Raw genomic sequence first — 20,073 nt, 5'->3', positions numbered from 1 at the left:
ACAATCGATAACTATGAAATTTGACAGTATAGTTCAATACAATTTTCCAACAACAATCCGCTTTGGTGCAGGGTCCAGTAAGGAGCTTGGTGATTATCTGATTAAGAACAATCTCAAGCGCCCTTTAATTTCAACAGATCCGGTGGTGGCACAACTGGGCTTCTTCAAGGAAATTGTAGAAGATCTTAAGAAGAAAAATATTTCAATAGAAGTATTCTCCGACATTCATAAGAATCCCGTGAAGTCGGACGTGTATAAAGGTTCGGATGCATTTGATAACACTAAACGCGACAGCATTATTGGAATTGGTGGCGGAGCAGCGCTGGATGTTGCCCGTGCAATTGTTCTCCGCATACATCATCGTGAAGATCTGTTCAAATATGATGATTTGATTGGAGGTGATGTGTTTGTCACTAACGATGTTCCTCATTTCATCACCATCCCCACAACAGCAGGTACAGGAAGCGAAGTAGGAAGAAGTGCCATCATCGCAGACGACATTACGCATCAGAAGAAAATACTTTTTTCACCCAAGCTCCTGGCGAAGATCATTTTTGCTGATCCTTTGCTTACCATGGAATTGCCGGCATTTGTTACGGCTGCTACCGGAATGGATGCCCTCACTCATAATATGGAAGCATACCTCGCGAAGATGTGGCATCCAATGTGTGACGGAATTGCACTGGAAGGAATCTCATTGATTCATCAATCCCTGGTAAAGGCTGTCAACCAACCTGATCTTGAATCCAGAAGCAAGATGCTCATTGCATCTCTGATGGGTGCGGTGGCCTTTCAAAAAGGACTTGGTGTGGTGCATTCACTAGCTCATCCACTTTCTGCCTTACTGGATACTCATCACGGTTTAGCCAATGCTGTCAATATTCCTTATGGAATGGAATTTAACATCAGTGGATTTGAGCATAAGTTCAAAAAGATCGCCAAGACACTTGAGTTAAAAGATGAAACAGGAGATGCTGTAGTGAAGTATCTGTTTGAACTTAATTCCAAAGTCAACATTCCTCATAAGCTTGGTGCTATTGGTGTCCGGCAGGAGCATATCGATACACTGTCAGAACTTGCATTCGCAGATTTTGCTCATCCGAATAATCCCAAGCCTGTGAGCCAGGCTGATTTCAAAGCGCTCTATCAGAAAGCTCTATGAAAAAGATTGTTATCGGCATCGCTGCGGGCAGGAAGTATGAAAATTATTTACGCTGGATCACAGAGGTTCCAAACGTTGAAGTGATCAAGCTCAGTCATGAAGCCGGAAATTATCAGTCGATCAGTGACTGCCATGGATTATTGCTGACCGGTGGAGAGGATGTTCACCCTGCTCTCTACAAGAAATCTGAGTTCATAGAACAGTATCATCTTGAAGATTTCAATCAACACCGTGATGAATTTGAACTTCAGCTTCTGAATTATTCTCAAAGAAATGAATTACCCTTGCTGGGTATTTGTCGCGGGCTCCAACTCACAAATGTCTTCATGGGTGGAACTTTAATTCCTCATATTCCTTCTTTCGGGAAACCTGATCACACAAAATACGAGGAAGGAAAAGATCGTTACCATAAAGTAGAAGTTGTAAAGAATAGTTTTCTTGAAACGATCAGTGGTGAAAAGGGGGAGGTCAACAGCGCTCATCACCAGAGTGTTGACAAGGTCGGAAAAGGCCTGATGATCAACGCGTTCAGTGAGGATGGAATCGTGGAAGGAATGGAGAGGGATTACAAAAACTCAAATTCATTTTTACTATTGGTCCAGTGGCATCCTGAGCGAATGCTGGATCCCAACAGTACCTTTTCAAAAAATATCAGAGACTCATTTATTAAAAGCATTTAATTCAAATCATGAAAATTATCAATCCGGCCACTGAAGAGATAATTCAGGATGTCAAAGAAGATACAAGGGAAACACTGGATAAAAAGCTTCAGCATCTTAAGGCAGCCCAGCCATCCTGGGCAAGGAAATCATTGAATGAAAGGATTGAAGTTATCAGAAAGTTTGAGAAGCTACTGGAACAGGATATTGAAAAACTTGCAGGTATCCTTACTTCTGAAGTTGGCAAGCCATTGCAACAGTCACGCAACGAAGTAAACGGGGCACGTAGCCGCATTCAGTGGCTTGCTGATCATGCTTTGCAATACTTATCGGATGAAGTGATGAGCAGTGATGCATCTATGACTGAAAAAATCTCCTATGAACCTCTGGGTGTTGTTGGAAACATTTCTGCCTGGAATTATCCTTATCTCGTTGGTACGAATGTGTTTGTACCTGCCTTGCTTGCCGGTAATGCTGTACTCTACAAGCCATCTGAGTATTCAACCCTTACAGGACTTGAAATAGAAAGATTGTTAAAACTTGCGGGAGTTCCGGATGACATTTTTGCCATCGCGCTTGGAGGTAAAGATGCCGGGGAGTGTATGCTGGAAATGCCTCTTGATGGATATTTCTTTACTGGTTCTTATAAAACAGGAAAACACATTTATGAAAAGGTCGCTCACAAGATGGTGCCTTGTCAATGTGAGTTGGGTGGAAAGGATCCGTTGTATGTTGCAGATGATGTGATCGATATCAAATCAGTCGCGGCAGGCACTGCGGATGGTGCGTTCTATAATAATGGACAGAGCTGTTGCGCTGTGGAGCGAATTTATGTTCATGAAAAGATCTACGACCAGTATGTTGAAGAGTTTGTAAAAGAAGTAAAAGGATTTAAAACCGGGTCACCTACCGAGGCAGGCGTCTACATCGGACCCCTGACACGGAAAAGTCAGATGAATCTTATGGAAGAACAGGTGGAAGAAGCTGTTAAATATGGCGCAACCTTGCATACAGGAGGAAAAAGAATGGATGGCAAAGGATACTATTTCGAACCAACTGTGCTTTCTGAAGTAACACATCAGATGGGTGTGATGGTGGATGAATCATTTGGTCCAATCATTGGCATTATGAAGGTTAAAGATGATGCTCAGGCTATTGAAATGATGTCGGATACGGAGTATGGGCTTACAGCTGCGGTTTACACAAAGGAAAAAGATCGTGCGGAAAGCATTTTGAAAGCTGTTGATTCAGGAACGGGCTACTGGAACTGTTGTGATCGTGTAAGCGCGGCTTTGCCATGGAGCGGAAGAAAGCACTCAGGTTTTGGTGCTACTCTTAGCCATTCAGGACTCCGGGCATTTACCAAACCAAAGGCGTTTCATTTGCGAAGCAAGTAATCATCTGATCATTTGAAAATTGAAGAGACATTTATAAAAAGAGTATCCACGTGGATGCATGAGAGATTGTCGAACAGACAATTTCTCATGGTGGGAGCGGTGATTGTAGGGTTATGGGCCGGACTGACGGCGGTGCTGTTGAAAGTCTCTGTCCATTATTTTCAGGAGATGGTGAAGTCATTCAGTTTGAAGCACCATTGGATCTACTTCGTATTCCCAACCATTGGAATTCTCCTGACCTATCTCTTTGTCCGGTTTGCCCTGAACAAGGATTTGCAAAAAGGAACTTCGCATGTAATGCTGGCGATAGCAAAAAAATCATCTTTCCTGCCTCGTAAAGAAACCTATGGCCATGCTGTCACCAGCGCATTGACGGTTGGAATGGGAGGGTCTGCAGGATTGGAGTCACCGATTGTGCAAACTGGTGCTGCTATTGGATCTGTGTTTGCGTCTTTGTTTCCGGTAGGATATCGGGATAGAACACTATTGCTTGCATGCGGTGCTTCAGCAGGCATTGCTACTGCATTCAATGCACCCATTGCAGGTGTTTTATTTGCTCTGGAAGTATTATTAGTAGACATCAACATCTCAGCTTTCATTCCTTTGCTGATAGCAGGAGCTACAGGTGCTCTTTGTTCCAAGATCATTTTATCGGATGACATCCTGTTATCGTTTTCAATGGTAAGTGAATTCAACTATTGGAATGTACCGTATTATGTGCTGTTAGGGGTAGCTACGGGAATTCTATCATCATTTTATATAAAAGCATTTTCAAGATCAGAACATGCGTTCAAAAAAATATTCCGGTCTGACCTGCTAAGAGTTATTGCGGGAGGATCTTTGCTTGGCCTAATGATCATTCTGTTTCCTGCATTATTTGGGGAGGGTTATTCTTCCATCAAATCCCTTGCTTCAGGAATTCCGGAACAACTTATTACCGGAAGTCCCTTGTATAATTTTATGACACGTGATGCATGGATGCTGGGCTTTTCGGTGATGGCCATTGCACTTGTAAAAGTATTCGCTGTTTCGCTGACATTAAGTGCCGGCGGGAACGGAGGAAATTTCGCACCCTCACTTTTGATTGGCTCGTGCATTGGATTTGCTTTTGCTTTCCTTATCAATCTTACAGGATGGGCCTATCTGCCTATTGCAAACTTCTGTCTTGTGGCAATGGCCGGTACGCTGACAGGAATTTTTCATGCACCATTAACGGCAATATTCCTGATTGCAGAGATAACAGGAGGGTATGATCTGATGATACCACTAATGATCGTTTCAGCATTGAGCACAGCGGTATCACGGTATTTCAATGCAGATTCCCTGGACGCGGCAAAATTAAAAGAGAGTGCTCAATCCATTATTTTCGACAAAGACTCTCACGTCCTTTCAGAGCTCTCCTTAAGGAAATTCATTGAAAAGGATTTTACGATTGTACCTGTTAATGCTAATCTGAAAGTGCTTGTTAACGCTGTCGCAAGATCAAAGCGGAATATTTTTCCTGTCATCAATACGGATGGAACACTCGCCGGAGTGATTGCACTGGAAGATATCCGTGAGATCATGTTTGATACAACCAAGTATGATACAATAGAAGTCAGCAAGCTGATGCAGGCTCCTCAGGCTGTGGCGGAAGTAGAAGAGGATATGTCTACTATCATGGAGAGATTTGATAAAAGCGGAGTCTGGAATATGCCGGTAATCGACAAAGGGATTTACCTCGGATTCATTTCGAAGTCAAGCATATTTTCGAATTACCGGGAAAGATTGAAATCTAAATGAGCGAATGGCGTTCATGAATAAGAAAAATAATATACTATGAAAGTAAGATTGGTAATAGTAATGTTAATGATGGCTCTTACGTCATTGGCACAAACGAAGACTGAGAATATCATTCTGATAACCTATGATGGCCTTCGCTGGCAGGAAGTCTTCACTGGAGCAGATTCATCTTTCATGAAACAGCAATCGCATCTTAAAGATCCAAAGCTGAAAGAGAAATTCTGGAATGACAATCTTTCAGAAAGAAGGAAGTTGCTATTTCCTTTTTTGTGGTCAACCGTAGTTGCTCAGGGGCAGATTTATGGCAACCGAACATCGGGCAACAAGGTGAATGTTACCAATAACCAATGGTTTTCTTATCCCGGTTACAATGAGTTGCTCACAGGCAAAGCTGACAATGAACGCATTCACAGCAATGATAAATTTTATAATCCGAATGTTACGGTGCTTGAGTTCTTCAATGAGCAAGTCACACTGAAGGGGAAAGTAGCTGCCTATACTTCGTGGGATGTGTTTTCCTTTATCATCAATGACAAGCGCAGTGGAATCAACGTCAACGCCGGACTGACGCTTGCCAAAGGAGTGAAGCTTTCGGAAAAGGAGCAAACTATGAATCAATTGATGCCTGTACTGCCAAATCCGCTTGGAGATGTGAGACTCGATGCATTTACGTTTCAATATGGATTTGAATATCTGAAGAAGAATAAGCCAAAGGTGATGTATTTTTCTTTTGACGAGACCGATGATTTTGCTCACGGCGGAGAGTATGGTGCTTATCTTAATTCCGCAAGAAATACCGATGGTTTCATTGCTGAACTTTGGAAGTACATTCAATCAGATACACAGTATAAAAATAAAACAACCCTGATCATCACCTGTGATCATGGCCGTGGAGCCAACGCTGAAGAATGGAAGAGTCATGGCTCCGACATAAAAGGTTCTGACCAGATGTGGCTTGCTGTCATTGGACCTGATACCGTTGCAAAAGGAGAACTGATCAATGATGGACAGGTTTATCAAAACCAGATTGCAAAAACGATGGCTGCCCTTTTAGGATTGAAATACGATGTAGCCGGAGCAGGTGAAGTTATAACGGGAGTTATAAAAAAGTAGTTTGACTTCTCTAAGGAATTACTTCGAACAGCAATAGCTGAGTCTTCTCGATAGGAAGAAAATTGTTGTCACTTACAAAGAGAAGTGTCTTATGGCCATTGGGAAGATCCGGTCCAAACGTAAATCCCTCTACGTTGTCTGTATAGATTCCCAGATCATCCATATTTAGAATCAGTTTCTTTGTAGCCAGATGTGCCGGCGGATTATCAGATAAAGAATGAACCGAAGCGACATTATCAGCCTGAGTTAGATCTGTCAGGAAAACTTTAATGGTACAGGGCAACCTGCCAGTTGAAAAAGAGCGCTCCATGATCAATAAGTGATTATTGTCAAGCGAAAGAATGTCAGGAATGCCATTGATCTTGAATGCGGTCTCTGGAGTAGCCGGATATGCAATTGGATCCAGCTTGTAGGCGTATTGAGAGATGTTCTTCTTTGTTGCGACATCAAACTTAAATATTCTTACCAGCGCCTGAATATCTTTTACATCTGCTTCCGGACCATCCTCATGAAGAGGAACTTCACTGCAGACAAACATGTTTTTGTAATTCGGAGTAAAGGTCAATGCTTCCAGCACACCATTTCTTCTGGGTCCCTTTTCAATCTCCTGCATTGTAAGATTGGCAGGTATGGGAAATGTTTCGCTATGCTTTCCATCAATGTCCATGACGGTAATGGCAGGGTCACTGAGTATTGAACCATTTTCACTTATAATTCTTTCGCCTTCACTGGTCCACACCAATTGTTTTGAATCTGCCTTATATCGGATAGACTCAGGATCAGGAGTATTTTTCGGATCCTGTTTGGAATTAGGATATGTGCTTCCATTTTGCTGAAGCATCTTTTGAACGTTTACAAAACGGACGCTATCAACTCCTTTACGGGATACAAATATCTTAGCCGTATAGAATCGAGCGTGATGGATAGCAGAACGATCATCACTGATCAGATAGTAAATCTGATTTTCACTATCATAGTCGATACCTGATAGCCCGCCAACGGTAGTTCCTTTGAAATTCTGATTATACGGAACTTCATATTCACCCAAAAACTTCAATGAGCTGATGGTTGTACGTCCGGAAGTAAAATTACAAGTGGCGACCGGAAGAAGCAGAAGCGAAAAAAGTAATAACAGTTTATTGCCGTGCATCAGAACCCTAATTTCCCGCAATATACAGGAGTTGCGGAGATAGAGACAGGAAAAACAGGCGTTTGAAGGCTCTTAAATATTAGATATTTATTACAAGTTTTATGCATTTCTTTGTCAGGGATATATTTTAAATCCACATGTGAAGACATGGTAAGCACCATAGACCTGAAACCTGAAGTTGTCCTGGATTACAAATGCCTTTTAGGCGAAGGGCCTGTGTGGGATTCTCAAAGGAATGTCATTTGCTGGATCGATATTCTCAATGGGAATATTCATCAGTATTCACCTGAATCAAAGAAGCATGAGACCTTTCCAATGGGACAGATGATTGGATCTTTTTCCATTTGCACGAATGGTAATTTCCTGGCAGCGCTAAAAAATGGTTTTGCATTTGTTGACCGTCAATCGGGAAGCATCGAAAATATCATTGATCCGGAATCCGATAAACCTGGCAACCGGTTTAATGATGGCAAATGTGATCCTCAGGGAAGATTCTGGGCCGGAACATTGGCCTTATCGGAAGAAAAAGGTGCCGGTAGTCTTTACACTCTTGACCGTGATCTTACCGTCACCAAAAAACTGAGTGATGTTACGATCTCCAATGGACTCGCATGGACGGGCGATCAGCAAACATTGTACTATATCGATACACCGACCTCTTCCATATTTTCATTCAGCTTTGAAAAGGACACAGGAAAAATCAGTGATCGAAAAGTTATTATTAAAATACCAACATCAGATGGTTATCCCGATGGAATGTCAATTGATGCAGAGGGAATGTTGTGGATTGCTCATTGGGACGGTTGGCAACTGAGCCGATGGAATCCCAGTACGGGAGAGAAATTACTAAAGATCAATATGCCTGTTGCCAGAGTAACATCCTGCACGTTTGGTGGGGATAATTTTGAAGATCTCTACATCACGACAGCAAGGAAAGAACTGACTGAAGAACAACTTGCAAAACAACCATTGGCCGGATCGCTGTTTGTCATTAAGAAGTCAGGATTTAAAGGAGTCAGGGCAATTCCATTTGACGTGGTGTCATCTTGATTGTATGATTCTGCTGAGCAATAAGCGAATAACGATAAGTCATTAACAATCCACATTTTCAAAATGCTTCCAAACAAACAGCCCCGGAGAGTAGCCGTTGTCGGTTATAATCGAATACCCTTTGCCCGTCAGAATACAGCATATGTAAAAGCCAGTAACCAGGATATGATGGTGGCTGCTCTCAAAGGATTGATTGAGAAATACCATCTGGAAGGTCAACTGTTGGGAGAAGTAGTAGGTGGCGCAGTGATCAAGCATAGCTCGGAATTCAACCTGATGAGAGAGAGTGTCATGAGCACATCGCTGGATCCGGCGACTCCTGCATGCGATCTTCAGCAGGCATGTGACACGGGCATTGAATCAGCGGTGTATGTCACCAATAAAATTGCGCTGGGACAAATTGAAGTAGGAATTGCAGGCGGAGCAGATTCTACCAGCAACGTTCCATTAGTATTAGGTGAACGATTAAGACAAATATTGCTTGCAGCACGCAGAGCTAAGACCACTGGTGCAAGAATCAAGGAAATTCTCAAGATCAGATTGAAAGACCTGTATCCAATCGCTCCCGCTAATGTAGAGCCGCGTACCGGCCTTGCCATGGGTGGCCATACTGAGATCACAGCAAAGTATTATAAGATATCCAGGGAAGATCAGGACCTGTTTGCCCTACAAAGTCATCAAAAAGCAACGAAGGCTTATGATGAAGGTTTCTTCAAGGACATGATCTCACCATTTGCAGGACTTGAAAGAGACAACAACGTCCGTGGTGATTCCAGTCTTGAGAAACTTGCCAAACTTAAGCCGGCATTCGACAAGAAGAACGGAACACTCACAGCTGGAAATTCTACACCACTAACAGATGGAGCATCATGCGTGCTTCTGGCAAGTGAAGATTGGGCAAAGGAGCATAAGCTACCAGTGCTCGCATACATCACATTTGCTGAGCTGGCCGCCATTGAATACGTGAAAGATCAGCACAATCTTTTAATGTCACCTGTGTATGCTGCAACGCGCATGTTAAAGAAAGCGAACATTACCCTTCAGGACTTTGACTTCTATGAAATTCATGAAGCCTTTGCAGCTCAAGTACTGGCTACTCTGAAGATCTGGGAAAGTTCTGAACTCATGAAAACATTCGGTTTCGATCAGCCACTTGGAAGCATTGATCGCAATAAGCTGAATATTAAGGGAAGCAGTCTCGCTGCAGCTCATCCTTTTGCTGCCACAGGTGGACGAATTATTGCAACTATGGCCAAGTTATTAAATGAGAAGGGAAGTGGAAGAGGATTTATTTCAATTTGTGCCGCAGGTGGTCAGGGGGTAACGATGATAATGGAACGATAGTTCAATCATTTCGGAAGTCGACCACTCATCAATTTTTGTTATTTCTATTGATTTAAACATGGTTATTTTATTCAAAATAAATTCTCAACAATGAAAAAAATTCTATCGATCGCCTTACTGCTTATCATACATGTGATGGCTTTTGCACAACCTCCGGTACCGGCAAGGTTTCCCAAAGACCCCATTGTGGAAAGTATTGTAAAAGAGGCCAATGAAAATTCTCAATTAGAAAAGCTAGGTCAGGAGCTATTTGACGGTATCGGACCACGTTTGGTTGGTACTCCTCAAATGAAGCAAGCCAACGACTGGGCAGTAGCCAAGTATACAAGCTGGGGCATCACAGCAAGAAATGAAAAATGGGGAGAGTGGAGAGGATGGGAGCGTGGAGTTACTCATATTGATATGATTTCTCCCCGTGTTAAATCATTGGAAGGTACACAGTTAGCCTGGTCACCTTCCACTGGTGGCAAAGCTGTAATTGCGGATGTTATCATCGTCCCTGACGTTGCTGATTCTGTTGCTTTCGCGAAATGGCTTCCAACAGTAAAAGGCAAGTTTGTAATGGTTTCCATGAGCCAGCCTACCGGTCGTCCTGACTATAACTGGGAAGAGTTTGGAACGAAGGAGTCAGTTGAGAAAATGAAGAAAGACCGCACGGCACAAACAGAAGCATGGACCAATCGAATTAAGAAAACTGGTTATAGCGCCAGGAACTTACCATCAGCTTTGGAAAAAGCAGGAGCGGCGGGAATTGTTTCCTCACTTTGGTCAAGAGGCTTTGGAGTTAACAAGATATTCAGCACCAATACCAAGAAAATTCCAACAGTAGATATCTCTGTAGAAGATTATGGATTGTTGTATCGCCTTGCGGAATCAGGAACGATACCGAAGCTTAGCATTCGGGCAGATTCAAAAGAGCTTGGAATGGTACCAACTTTTAATACCATTGCTGAGATCAAAGGATCTGAGAAACCTGACGAGTATGTTATGTTATCGGCACACTTTGATTCATGGGATGGCGGAACCGGTGCGACTGATAATGGCACTGGCACTTTGACCATGATGGAAGCGTTGCGCATTCTTAAAAAGGCATATCCAAATCCAAAGAGAACGATTTTGGTAGGACATTGGGGCAGCGAGGAGCAAGGGTTAAATGGTTCAAGAGCATTTGTGGAAGATCACGCCGATATGTTGCCAAAGATCCAGGTATTGTTCAATCAGGATAATGGAACGGGAAGGGTGACAAGCATTTCAGGACAAGGCTTCCTGAATTCTTATGAGTTCATCAATCGATGGTTGACGAAAGTTCCGGAGACAACACGTGGTTATATTACAGAAAGCAGATTTCCAGGATCACCTGGTGGCGGCGGTTCGGACTTTGCTTCATTTGTTGCAGTAGGCGTTCCAGGATTTTCGTTAAGCTCATTAAGCTGGTCATATGGAAATTATACATGGCATACCAACCGTGATACATATGATAAAGTAGTTTTTGATGATGTAAGGAATAATGCAATACTTGCTGCTGTACTGGTGTATCAGGCATGTGAAGATCCGAACATGACCTCCAGAGATAAGAGTGTTCTTCCTTTGGATCCAAGAACGGGTAAGCCCGGTAACTGGCCTGAGCAAAGAAAGGCAGTACGCAAAGGTCCAGTTGACTAGTATTTAAAGGATTCTAAAATGGATATCCACGCCAATTATGGTGTGGATATTTTTTTTGCGTCAATTCTGTTCGTAGAAGAATATCCTCGCATTTCGTGGGGTTTTCAACTGATTAAAGTCCTTTTTCAGCCCTTTCCAACAATCATGGCGGCATAATTTTTTTGACTGTATCCGTAGATTTTAACCCTTAAAATATACAGATATGGAAAAGCATAAAACAAAAACTGCTTCCAGCTCGAAGGCAAGAAGCAATTCCGCATCCAATAGCGCTAAGAAATCAGCAAAGACTAACCGTTCTGCAATGCCTAAAACTTCTCCAAAAAAATCAGCCAAAGAAAAGGATGATGATGAAGAGAGGGACAATACAAAGTCAACTTCAGCTCGTCGCAATGTGACAAACTCAGATGAACAAAGACAAGCCACTAATTCTTCACGCAATTCAAGCACTGAGGAAGATGAAGATTCAGAAGAGGAAGGTGCTCTGGGAAACGCCAGAAGAAGCCAGGCTGAAGACGATGATGAAGATGAAGCATTCGAAGGAAGATCAACTTTAAATCCAAACAGGTAAATAAGATGAAGCTCCCATTCGTGGGGGCTTCTACTATTCATAAATAAGAATACCATGTACCCGGAAGAAACATTTCAAGACTATACTCATTACGATCTCAAACAAATGAGTAACAGAAAAAGCATGTTCATTTTGTCGAAATCAAAGAATGAAAAGACACATCAACTGACAGCGATTCAATACTTGCTTAAAATCAATTTGCTTTTCATGCACGCCCTTACAAACAATAATTAAAAAAATGAAAAAATCCATCGTGTTCCTCTTTCTGTTTCTGTTCATATTCATGACGGAAAATGTTTTTTCTCAAACTCCTCAGAAGAAAATTGTTTACAAAAATCATATGATGAATGACATGCCCGATAATAAGGACATGAATAATAGATTAGTAGCTTCATTGGTAACTAAAGTTCCGGAAACGGGAGACATTATTGTTGACTGGGTTAAAACTTCTGAAGGATATACTTCTTATTATACTATCAGCAATATTCCACGTATGTCTTTATTTGATGCCTCCGGGAAATTTATACAGACATTCCTTCAATCATCCTGGGATGAAAGAGCTCCTGAAAATATCAAGCTTGAGCACGGGCAGGGCCAATACAACGTTTTTGATGTTATCAATTTCTGGGAAAGTGAGGGCAACACTAATAAGCGGTATTACCTTGAAATGCAGGAACGCTCTACCGGTAATTCAAAAAATATCTGGAGTGATGACAACGGAAAATTCTCCGAGACGCTGACCAGAGTATAGCCGTAAAAAAGTTTTGCTGGTTTATTCATTTAGCAAACGTTTGAAATTTTCTCAAGCTCCTAAAACCTCTCTGATGGCGTAATTTTTGAAGTCTTCACGTTTTTAAACTTTAAAAACAAACATGAAGACGAGTCCTCCGAAGCTTGCAAGTCGAATTAAAAGAGTCTGGAAAAATCTAAAGTTGGGGATGTCTCTTGCATGGGCAGCGTCACCCAATGAACTTATACGCTTTTCGATACTCGGGATCGTGAGCGCAGCGATGACACCGATAACCGTATACCTGGGTGCGAGTCTTGTAAATCATATTGCTCAGGCGAAGATTCATGCTGTCTCATTCAACGTCATGTTGCCGATTGTTCTTGGCTTATGGGCAGCAATCTGCATTCAGCGTGCTATCAGCGGATATATGGGTTATGGACAAAGTTTGTTTGTGCGTAGGGTAGAGTTGGAAGCCGAACGCAGACTTTTAGCACAAGCATCCAAAATGGATCTTGGTCACTTTGATCAATCGAACTGGCATGATCGTCTTGAACGTGCAAAAAGAGATGTGTCGTGGCGACCAGGAGATCTTACATGGTCTGTGCTGGGTATTTCCGCAAATCTAATTACGATCATTCTAATGGCTTCCTTGCTGGCGAGTTTGCATTACATGCTCGTACTTCTTGCTCTTGCTGCAGCGATCCTTTCTCTGGTTCTGGAAAGTCGCATGACTTCAAGATTATATGAGTTCTTTTATAAACGAACTTCAGAAGAGCGTGAACGAGGGTATCTGGGAGATCTTCTTGTGCAACCAAGAACTACAAAAGATATCAGGGCATACGTTCTCGCTGATTACCTGATCGAGAGACATCATAAAGTCACTGAAAGTCTATTCAGACAACGGGCAAGGATGTATAAGTCAGGCACACGTGTAACATTGCTTACCGGATTCATTACCGGGACCACACTTGCTCTTGCCTACTTATTTGTCGCATTGAAAGGCGCGGCAGGTTTAATCGATCCTGGAGGAGTTGTACTGGTGATAGGAGCATTCACATCAGTCTCAGGAACACTTGGACAGATTTCAGGAACATTTGTATCGGTAGATCAACATACCATTTTCCTGGAAGATTATTTCTCTTTCCTTGCCATCGAACCGTTGGTTCCCAAACCTGTAACACCGAAACTTATTCCGCCGCATCTTCATGAAGGAGTTGAATTCAAAAATGTTTCATTTGCATACCCAAGCGGGCAAGGTTCTGCGGTAAAAGATTTTAATCTCAAGATCAACAACGGAGAATTGATTGCTCTGGTAGGAGAGAACGGTGTTGGAAAAAGTACCATCATCAAACTTCTTCTCAGGTTTTATGATACTGATAAAGGTTCAATAAAAGTAGGCGGAATAGATATAAAAGATGTCGACCCTGATGCTCTTCGTGGTCGTATCGGTGTGTTGTTTCAGGATTTCGCTAACTATGAATTTACAGTTCGTGAGAACGTTGCCATGGGACGACCTACCAGTGGTCCCATCGATGATGCCAACATTATGAAGGCACTGGAGGATTCAAGAAGCGAATGGCTTGTAAAGAAAATGGCTAAGGGGCTTGACTCCAATGTTGGAAGGCTCTTCGAGGGTGGACATGATCTATCCGGTGGTGAATGGCAACGACTGGCACTTGCCCGCATCATGTATCGTGATGCGGATATTTGGATTCTGGATGAACCTACAGCGGCGATGGATCCAGAAGCAGAGGCTACAATATTCGCTGAGTTAAAGGAAAATCTGAAAGGCCGGATTGGAATTGTAATCTCACATAGATTCTCCACGGTGAGGATGGCGGATCGAATTGCGGTTATCTCTGACGGACGCGTTGCCGAATTAGGAACCCATGATGAACTGATTAATGCCGAAGGAAGATATTCGGAGCTGTTTGAACTGCAGGCAGCAGGTTATCGTTAATTCCTTATTATCTGTAATACACCACATTGCAATCAGGTTTCTTCTTCTTGAATCCTTCAATCGAGCGGGTAGAGACTTTGGTGTTGAAACATTTCAAAGTCTTTAATGACAATTGAAGCAATGGATCAATGTTCCCGACACGGGTATTGGAACAATCCAAGAACTCCAATGATTTCAAAGAGACAAGAGCATCCAGTCGCTTGATCTGTGTACCAGCACAGTTGAGCTTTTTAAGGCTCACCATTCCCGAAAGGAATTTCAATTCGTCTATAGGCGTGTTAGAAATATCCAGGTCTTCAAGAACAGTCATCTTGCTCAAGGACTCAAGATTCTGAAGTGGACTGTTGGTAGCATGCAAAGACTTCAATGATGAAAGGTTCTCCATCGCCGGAATTTCAGAAATTGAAGTTCCGGAAAAATGTAGCTCTTTTAATCTTACAAATTCATTCAGCGCAGAAAGATCACCCACAGGAGAGTCTTTAAAGTGAAACTGCTCAGACTCCACAAGCTTGTGCAAGCTTTCAGTATTTTTAACACTATCACCCAACTGCACCTTAAAAATGCTCTTCCAGTTTTCAGAAAGATTAGTCCACCATCGATCAAGGTGAATGGTTTTATAAATCAACAGGCATTTTGGATTCTTTTCCAGAAACTCTTTTGCAATAAAATCCTGAATGCCTGTTTGGTCGGCATAGATCTTTTCCAATGTTGCTAACTTACTGAGTGGGTCGAGATTTTCGACCTTAGTTTTATTTGCATTTAGAATTTTAAGTTTTGTAAACTTTGCTGCAGGAGAAACGTCCATTACTGAAGTTCCGCTGATGTCGAGGTATTTTATCTCTGTATGATTTTCGAGTGGTGTCAGACTGGTAATCTCCGGATTATGTGCTGTAATAACTTTAAGTTTGGGAAGTTTTCGCAAGGGTTCAAGACTTTTAATACGGTTGTTTGTCCCCAGATTGATCGAGTCCCTGTTAGTAACGATTGCCAGCTCTTCCTTCGTGGGCTGTTGACTGATCTTTGAGGTTTTATTGAATATTTGCTGCCATTCGGCAGACAATCCATCCCACCACGAGCGAAGGTCTTTTGAATCATAGATAATCAAAACCTTCGGATTCATTTTTATAAATGCATCAGCAGCAGGTTGCTTAATACTTGTCTGATCGCAATAGATCTTCTCCAGTTGTGTCAGTTTCGCCAAGGGAAGCAAATCTGCAATCATAGTATGATTTGCATGCAGAACTTTGAGGCTTTCCATTCCGCTGAGTGAAGAGATGTTGGTAATCCTGGTGCTGTCAATTTCCAGTATGGTAACTTTTTTAAGACCTGCGAGCGGAGCAATGTCGGTGATAGGTGATTGAGAAAGATTAATCTCTGTAAGCTGAGTGAGATTCTGAAGAGGAGACAGGCTAGCAACATTACTTCCTTCAAGACTTATGAAGGTAAGTTCAGAAAGACTACTGATTGTAGAGAGGTCACTCACATTAGGGGCACCTGCTTCCAGGCGCTGAAGATGGGTCATTTTCTCAACAACGGAAATATCCGAGACTTCAGTGTCATTGAAATTCAGATTGGTAAGATTGACAACATATCTCAACAAAGAAATTTCCTTAACCTTCGTATTAGAAATATTCAACTCTGATAGATCGCTAAGGTTCCTGATAGGCACCAGATCTGATATAGCCGTATTTGAGATATTTAGTTTCTTTAATCTTGTTAGAAAAGAAAGTGGCTCAATAGATGTGATGAAGCGATTGTTGCTTAAGTCAAACTCTTCGATGGCAACAATATTCTTTATGTCCAGTAGCGTAGCGCTATCGGTAAGGTTGATCTTCTTTTTAAAAATTTCCTTCCACTCGTTCGATAACTGTGACCACCAGTTTGTCATAGCATCCTTCCCACTGAATTGGGTTGTATAGATGCTTACAATTTTTAAGTCCTGCGATTCAGGATCATAATTGATCTCTATAAAACGAGGCACTGTTGTGTTGATGGTCTTTCCATCAATTGTGGTGGCTTTAAGGTTACGGGTAATAGAGACCTTATAGAAATTTTTATTTTCACCATTCAGTCCGTTCTGAATGTTATCAATATTCATTTCAAATTTTGCTTCTGAAAAGAAGAATTCAACATCTTTAAGGTATGCCATGATATCCTTGTTGGTAACAACCAACCGATCGGCCACCAGATCATCTTCGATCTGAACTTTGGAATCTCTGAATATCTTGGAATAACTTTCCGTGACGATCACATCCTTATCACGGGCAGAAGTCGCGCTGTTTCCAAGTGTATTGAGCATGAATTCAAATACCGAGACGATGTTTCTGATCTTTTTCTGATCTTCGACAACATCCGGCGCGGGATCAGGTTTTACTTCCTTCTTAGGTGTTTGTTTGGTGGTCGTCTTGGTTGTCTTCCTGGCATCTGATTTTTTAACAGTCTTTTTTGTTTCTGTTTTCTTAACAGGCTTTTTGGAAGATGTCTTCTGAGCTTCCGCAAAGACTGTGAAGCACATCAGAAAAACTGTGATTAACCACAGCTTACCGCGATTCATAGTGAAGATATTTAAGTAGGACTTTTTTATCTGAATCATCTTTTAATTTGACAAGATTCGAAATGAGCCAGCCGGTATTATATCCGGATCGATTGAATTCTGATATTTCGAAATACCATCCTGGAATCTGAAAAAAATGGAATTTAACCTGCTCAACAGATTTAAAAACTGCATTCCCCTTTTTAATCTCATACAGTAATACCGAAAGATGATCTGGCGTAAATCTTTTAACAGTGAACTGACTGACGCTATCAGTGTTCGAAAATGCTTTCCGCATGTTCATAAAATCAAGCTCGTGACTCATGGGATGTAAAAATCTTCCAACTTTTAATGTGTCCCTCACAAAATATGGTTTGAAGATATCGGCATGAGCACTCTCAATCACCCATTTAGACCCAAGATGGTCTTTTTCGAGTTCCATAAACAGGGTGACGGTATGTTCTTTTCCATTGATGACAAAGAGCGTCTGAACTTCAGAGTACCAGTTCTTTCCATGGAAGTCAAGGATCGAAGCATCAGGTTTATCAAGCAAAGCTTTGACAAATTCAGTTTTGAGCGCATTGCTCATTCCTGTGTTGCTGGCGTCAAAAAGAATTTCTAAATATTTCTTTCTAAGCTTTGCTGTTCTGTAAAGCTTGTCAGCAGGGTAGTAGCGCTTACCTTTTTCGTCTTCCTCGCCGTTAAATCTTCTGAAGAATTGATTGACTTGCTTCGATTCTGCATAGAGTTTTGTCTCGTCGATATTATCACTGACGATCTGAGCCCTGGTGGAAAAAGAAATTATTAAAACAAAGAATGTAAGAATTGTGAATCGCATCAATCGTGAATTGGATTTTTAAAAACATGGGCACATAGAGGTATTAATTCCATGTGCCCAGTTATTTTATTGGATATTACTTAGGCACTCGTCTCTGTAACGCGAATGTCACCAAGCAACACGTCCCAGAACTCAATTGTTCTTCCGGCAATCTGCGTCTTCTTACGCTCAACGTAAATTGTGATATCCTTCTTCGTTGTGTCTTTATATTTCATTCCATCATCGGATGTTCCTTCAAACTTCTGGTATATGGTGACAACACCTACATAACGACCATCCGGTTGACGTTCAAGATCACTTATATAATGAATGTCATACCATTCGATTGTAACACGATCATAGCTAAGCGCCATCAGGCGTTCGAAATACTTACGAACTTTGTAGTAATTAACTTCTTTACGTTTGATAGAAGATACACCCATTTCACTTCCAGGGGTGAACAACTCTTCTGCACGATCCATAACCCGGTTGGCTTCTGAAAATGGAGTCTTCTTATTGCCTATGATAGCAATGTATTTGCTAAGATCTTTCACTTTTTCCAACGCGAGGGAATCAATAGCCTGCTTCCGCTGAGGACTTATCTCAGCATTTTGAGCGAAAACATTGGCAGCAGCGAAAAAGCTAAATAGAACTGCGAATAGATATTTTGATTTGGTATAAACCATGGTAGTATTATTTATAGTGGTGTTAGTTCTTACTTACGAAGCTCAACTTCTTTTATCTTACCAGCGCTATCAAACTGCAGACTTTCAATGCGATTGATATTCTTGCGCTGATCCTTCAGATAGTTCAGATAACCCTTAATGGTCGTTGGTTTATCATAATCCTTCTGACCATTTGATTCGCTGATAATGATCAAGACAGGTGTGTCAGGAGATGAGAACATTGCAAGTGCTTCGTTTATACTGCTGTTGGCAGATGCCACACTCGATGCACCGGATATCGAATCAAAATACTGATTGAGTTTTGACTTTGGAGTGCTGGTGGCAGCAGCGGCAGCTTCAGCGGCCTTTCTTTCTGCTTCCTGTTGAGCAGCGAGTTCCATCTTTGCTTTCTCTTCCGCTTCCTTCATCCGCTTATCTTCTTCCTGCTGTCGAAGCTTGGCTTCCTGTTCAATTCTTGCTTTTTCGGCTGCGGCTTCCATTGCCTTCTTTTTGCTCTTACATCCTGAAGCGAAAATGAGGAAGAAAGCCAGTATGATGAGTCCTAACGAATTTCTTGTTGATTTCATTCTTTTAAATTTTGGTTTTACAACGGCTTATTGACTGTTATTATTATGCCACGGCAGGCAGAGGTTGCCTGTGGGTGTAAATTTCCGCCGTCTTGCAAGTGTAGAGAAAATTCTACAGTAAATTCCCTAAAAGGGATTAGAATTCCCAATTATTGATTCTAAGGGTGTAAATTCATTGGTGATTTTGTATCCTTAAGATAAATGCCTTTACCCCCAACCGAATTGTCAACAGATCAAAGTTCAGGGTAAAAAGATTTACTCACCGAAAATCTTCACCTCAAACTCACCTTTCTTCAGCGATATCACATCACTGATGTCTCCAATGACCTCATCGATCAATCCAAACTGTTGTGCCTCAGGGGCACTCATGTACCGATCTCTTAAGAAATGCTCTTCAATTTCCTTTCGCGTATGGCCGGAGTGCTTACCCATCAAATGAAAAAGCTGAGCTTGTAATCTTTCTTGTTCATGAGATGCTATTCTAACATCTTCTGTATAACCCTGCGCTCCACCACCTGTGGGATGCATATGAATGGTGGAGTGTGGCAACGCGTATCGCTTACCTTTCGCTCCAGCAGTCAATAAAGCAGTTCCCATACTGGCAGAAACACCAATGGCAAGTGTTGAAACAGGAGCAGAGATCATTTGCATTGTATCGTATATGGCAAGTCCGGCATAAACAACACCTCCAGGACTATTGATATATAAATTAATGGGCTTTTTCTGATCCAGGCTGTTGAGATACAAGAGTTGAGCAACAATCACATTCGCGACTGAATCATCGATCCCTGTACCGAGTATAATAATTCGTTCTTGTAATAGAAGACTGAAGATGTCATAGGCTCGTTCACCTCTTCCATCAAGAACCATGGGAATCAGGGATGATTTTATCAT

At 41.8% G+C, this 20,073-nt stretch carries 17 protein-coding genes; 11 read left to right on the top strand and 6 right to left on the bottom strand.

The genetic code is table 11. The features are described from left to right. Nucleotides 1–13 precede the first annotated feature (13 nt). Genes HOP08_14975 through HOP08_14955 form a run of 5 tightly spaced genes read left to right on the top strand, consistent with a single transcriptional unit; the run spans nt 14 to nt 6,113 of the window. A complete protein-coding gene (locus tag HOP08_14975) occupies nt 14–1,162 on the top strand; it encodes an iron-containing alcohol dehydrogenase (GenBank protein ID NOT76229.1) in 1,149 nt (382 codons plus the stop codon). Continuing rightward, nucleotides 1,159–1,842: a gamma-glutamyl-gamma-aminobutyrate hydrolase family protein gene (locus tag HOP08_14970; GenBank protein ID NOT76228.1), complete on the top strand. Its 684-nt coding sequence runs from the start codon at nt 1,159–1,161 to the stop codon at nt 1,840–1,842. The genes HOP08_14975 and HOP08_14970 overlap by 4 nt, the downstream gene beginning before the upstream one ends. Before the next feature lie 8 nt (nt 1,843–1,850). After that, nucleotides 1,851–3,218 (top strand): aldehyde dehydrogenase family protein, encoded by a 1,368-nt coding sequence (locus tag HOP08_14965; protein ID NOT76227.1) that lies wholly within the window; start codon nt 1,851–1,853, stop codon nt 3,216–3,218. A gap of 12 nt (nt 3,219–3,230) precedes the next feature. Beyond that, nucleotides 3,231–5,000 carry a chloride channel protein gene (locus HOP08_14960; protein NOT76226.1) on the top strand — a complete coding sequence of 590 codons (1,770 nt, stop codon included), beginning with the start codon at nt 3,231–3,233 and terminating at the stop codon, nt 4,998–5,000. Nucleotides 5,001–5,036: 36 nt separating this feature from the next. Beyond that, entirely contained in the window at nt 5,037–6,113 is a 1,077-nt protein-coding gene (locus tag HOP08_14955) for a sulfatase-like hydrolase/transferase (protein ID NOT76225.1), read from the top strand. Between the two features lie 10 nt (nt 6,114–6,123). On the opposite strand, the gene HOP08_14950 is transcribed toward HOP08_14955, so the two are convergent. Continuing rightward, on the bottom strand, nt 6,124–7,263 hold the full coding sequence (locus HOP08_14950; protein ID NOT76224.1) for an esterase-like activity of phytase family protein: 1,140 nt from the start codon (nt 7,261–7,263) through the stop codon (nt 6,124–6,126). A gap of 147 nt (nt 7,264–7,410) precedes the next feature. On the opposite strand from HOP08_14950, the gene HOP08_14945 reads away from it, so the two are divergent. From HOP08_14945 to HOP08_14920, 6 genes are all read left to right on the top strand, one after another. Then, entirely contained in the window at nt 7,411–8,313 is a 903-nt protein-coding gene (locus tag HOP08_14945; protein ID NOT76223.1) for an SMP-30/gluconolactonase/LRE family protein, read from the top strand. 63 nt (nt 8,314–8,376) lie between these two features. Continuing rightward, nucleotides 8,377–9,657: an acetyl-CoA C-acetyltransferase gene (locus HOP08_14940; protein NOT76222.1), complete on the top strand. Its 1,281-nt coding sequence runs from the start codon at nt 8,377–8,379 to the stop codon at nt 9,655–9,657. A gap of 90 nt (nt 9,658–9,747) precedes the next feature. Beyond that, nucleotides 9,748–11,319, top strand: coding sequence for a M20/M25/M40 family metallo-hydrolase (locus tag HOP08_14935; GenBank protein NOT76221.1), 1,572 nt, complete (start codon nt 9,748–9,750; stop codon nt 11,317–11,319). Nucleotides 11,320–11,521: 202 nt separating this feature from the next. After that, nucleotides 11,522–11,887 carry a hypothetical protein gene (locus HOP08_14930; protein NOT76220.1) on the top strand — a complete coding sequence of 122 codons (366 nt, stop codon included), beginning with the start codon at nt 11,522–11,524 and terminating at the stop codon, nt 11,885–11,887. Nucleotides 11,888–12,125: 238 nt separating this feature from the next. Beyond that, complete coding sequence (locus tag HOP08_14925) at nt 12,126–12,638, top strand: hypothetical protein (protein ID NOT76219.1); 513 nt, start codon at nt 12,126–12,128, stop codon at nt 12,636–12,638. Nucleotides 12,639–12,759: 121 nt separating this feature from the next. Further along, the gene (locus HOP08_14920) at nt 12,760–14,577 is read left to right on the top strand and encodes an ABC transporter ATP-binding protein (protein NOT76218.1); all 1,818 of its coding nucleotides are present in this window, start codon (nt 12,760–12,762) and stop codon (nt 14,575–14,577) included. Nucleotides 14,578–14,584: 7 nt separating this feature from the next. On the opposite strand, the gene HOP08_14915 is transcribed toward HOP08_14920, so the two are convergent. The 5 genes from HOP08_14915 to HOP08_14895 all read right to left on the bottom strand — a co-directional run bounded on the left by HOP08_14915 (nt 14,585) and on the right by HOP08_14895 (nt 20,073). Beyond that, nucleotides 14,585–17,131 carry a hypothetical protein gene (locus HOP08_14915; protein NOT76217.1) on the bottom strand — a complete coding sequence of 849 codons (2,547 nt, stop codon included), beginning with the start codon at nt 17,129–17,131 and terminating at the stop codon, nt 14,585–14,587. Then, entirely contained in the window at nt 17,118–17,948 is an 831-nt protein-coding gene (locus HOP08_14910; GenBank protein NOT76216.1) for a hypothetical protein, read from the bottom strand. Before HOP08_14910 ends, HOP08_14915 begins: the two co-directional genes overlap by 14 nt. Before the next feature lie 80 nt (nt 17,949–18,028). After that, the gene (locus HOP08_14905; GenBank protein NOT76215.1) at nt 18,029–18,613 is read right to left on the bottom strand and encodes a hypothetical protein; all 585 of its coding nucleotides are present in this window, start codon (nt 18,611–18,613) and stop codon (nt 18,029–18,031) included. 29 nt (nt 18,614–18,642) lie between these two features. Further along, nucleotides 18,643–19,179, bottom strand: a complete 537-nt coding sequence (locus HOP08_14900) for a nucleoid-structuring protein H-NS (protein NOT76214.1) — start codon at nt 19,177–19,179, stop codon at nt 18,643–18,645. A gap of 255 nt (nt 19,180–19,434) precedes the next feature. Further along, nucleotides 19,435–20,073: an ATP-dependent Clp protease proteolytic subunit gene (locus HOP08_14895; GenBank protein NOT76213.1), complete on the bottom strand. Its 639-nt coding sequence runs from the start codon at nt 20,071–20,073 to the stop codon at nt 19,435–19,437.

This window comes from Cyclobacteriaceae bacterium, assembly GCA_013141055.1.
GTDB lineage: Bacteria > Bacteroidota > Bacteroidia > Cytophagales > Cyclobacteriaceae > ELB16-189.
This window is presented reverse-complemented; position numbering and strand designations above follow the sequence as displayed.

Bases quoted from the DNA above. Each gene is read 5' to 3' on its own strand.
- HOP08_14975 (NOT76229.1), top strand. From the start codon at position 14: ATGAAATTTGACAGTATAGTTCAATACAATTTTCCAACAACAATCCGC.
- HOP08_14970 (NOT76228.1), top strand. From the start codon at position 1,159: ATGAAAAAGATTGTTATCGGCATCGCTGCGGGCAGGAAGTATGAAAAT.
- HOP08_14965 (NOT76227.1), top strand. From the start codon at position 1,851: ATGAAAATTATCAATCCGGCCACTGAAGAGATAATTCAGGATGTCAAA.
- HOP08_14955 (NOT76225.1), top strand. From the start codon at position 5,037: ATGAAAGTAAGATTGGTAATAGTAATGTTAATGATGGCTCTTACGTCA.
- HOP08_14950 (NOT76224.1), bottom strand. From the start codon at position 7,263: ATGCACGGCAATAAACTGTTATTACTTTTTTCGCTTCTGCTTCTTCCG.
- HOP08_14945 (NOT76223.1), top strand. From the start codon at position 7,411: ATGGTAAGCACCATAGACCTGAAACCTGAAGTTGTCCTGGATTACAAA.
- HOP08_14940 (NOT76222.1), top strand. From the start codon at position 8,377: ATGCTTCCAAACAAACAGCCCCGGAGAGTAGCCGTTGTCGGTTATAAT.
- HOP08_14935 (NOT76221.1), top strand. From the start codon at position 9,748: ATGAAAAAAATTCTATCGATCGCCTTACTGCTTATCATACATGTGATG.
- HOP08_14930 (NOT76220.1), top strand. From the start codon at position 11,522: ATGGAAAAGCATAAAACAAAAACTGCTTCCAGCTCGAAGGCAAGAAGC.
- HOP08_14925 (NOT76219.1), top strand. From the start codon at position 12,126: ATGAAAAAATCCATCGTGTTCCTCTTTCTGTTTCTGTTCATATTCATG.
- HOP08_14920 (NOT76218.1), top strand. From the start codon at position 12,760: ATGAAGACGAGTCCTCCGAAGCTTGCAAGTCGAATTAAAAGAGTCTGG.
- HOP08_14915 (NOT76217.1), bottom strand. From the start codon at position 17,131: ATGAATCGCGGTAAGCTGTGGTTAATCACAGTTTTTCTGATGTGCTTC.
- HOP08_14910 (NOT76216.1), bottom strand. From the start codon at position 17,948: ATGCGATTCACAATTCTTACATTCTTTGTTTTAATAATTTCTTTTTCC.
- HOP08_14905 (NOT76215.1), bottom strand. From the start codon at position 18,613: ATGGTTTATACCAAATCAAAATATCTATTCGCAGTTCTATTTAGCTTT.
- HOP08_14900 (NOT76214.1), bottom strand. From the start codon at position 19,179: ATGAAATCAACAAGAAATTCGTTAGGACTCATCATACTGGCTTTCTTC.
- HOP08_14895 (NOT76213.1), bottom strand. From the start codon at position 20,073: ATGATAAAATCATCCCTGATTCCCATGGTTCTTGATGGAAGAGGTGAA.